General features: G+C 60.8%; 1 protein-coding gene. It reads right to left on the bottom strand.

Annotated elements, in window-relative coordinates:
* Window positions 1–1184 (bottom strand): nucleotide sugar dehydrogenase (locus AWT75_RS20400; protein ID WP_062791580.1); only part of this gene is annotated, 1184 nt, incomplete at both ends.

Genomic DNA, 1184 nt, shown 5'->3' with positions numbered 1-1184 from the left:
GCCTTGACGATGTGGTCGGCGGGTTCCAGATACTTGCCACGGCTGTCGACGATCAGCTGGGCATGTTGCTTCAGCAGCGTGTAATCGAACTTGTCATGGTCGGTAGCCAGCAACACGCAGTCGTAGCTGGCAATGGTGGCCGCATCCAGCGCCACGCTGGACAGCTCGAAGTGGTGCTCGCGCATCTTGGGGAATACCGGCACGTGCGGATCGCTGTAGGATACTTCCGCGCCCAGGTCGCGCAGTTTTTCCATCAGGAACACCGACGGGCTTTCGCGCATGTCGTCCACGTTCTTCTTGTAGGCAATGCCCAGCACCAGCACGCGGCTGCCGTTGATGGCTTTCTTGCGGGTGTTTAGCGCGGCAGCCACCTTGGCCACCACCCAGTCGGGCATGGTGCTGTTGACTTCACCTGCCAGCTCGATGAAACGGGTGTTCACACCGTATTCACGCGCTTTCCAGGTGAGGTAGAACGGGTCAATCGGGATGCAGTGGCCACCCAGGCCCGGGCCCGGATAGTAGGGCACGAAGCCGAAAGGCTTGGTGGCGGCAGCGCGGATCACTTCGTGAATGTCGATGCCCATCTTGTCGGCCACGATCTTCATTTCGTTGACCAGACCGATATTCACCGCACGGTGGATGTTTTCCAGCAGCTTGGTCATTTCCGCGGCGCGGGTGGAGGATACCGGCACCACCTTGTCGATCACCGCGCTGTACAGCGCCACGCCGATTTCCTGGCAAGCCGGGCTGTAGCCGCCGCATACCTTGGGAATGGTACGGGTGGTGAAATTGGGGTTGCCCGGATCTTCACGTTCCGGCGAGAACACCAGGAAGGCGTTTTCGCCCACCTTGAAGCCGCGGGATTCCATGCGCGGCAGCAGTTCTTCGTCGGTGGTGCCCGGATAGGTGGTGGATTCCAGCGATACCAGGTGGCCTTCGCGCAGATAGGGCACCAGGCTGTCCATGGTGTCCAGCACGAAGCTCAGGTCCGGCTCGCGGTATTTGTTCAGCGGGGTCGGCACACACAGAATCAGGGTGTCGGCTTCCGGCGCACGGGAGAAGTCGGTAGTGGCTTCAAAGCCGCGGGTACGGGCCGTGGCAATGCTGTCGGCGCTGATATGCTCGATATAGCTCTTGCCGGCGGTCAGGGCATCAACCTTGCTCTGGTCGATGTCAAAGCCCAG

Origin of the sequence: Aquitalea pelogenes (assembly GCF_001515305.1) — a bacterium.
In the GTDB taxonomy this organism is placed as follows: Bacteria; Pseudomonadota; Gammaproteobacteria; order Burkholderiales; family Chromobacteriaceae; genus Aquitalea; species Aquitalea pelogenes.
The sequence above is the reverse complement of the archived record's forward strand: the minus strand, read 5'-3'. Positions and strand labels throughout refer to the sequence as shown.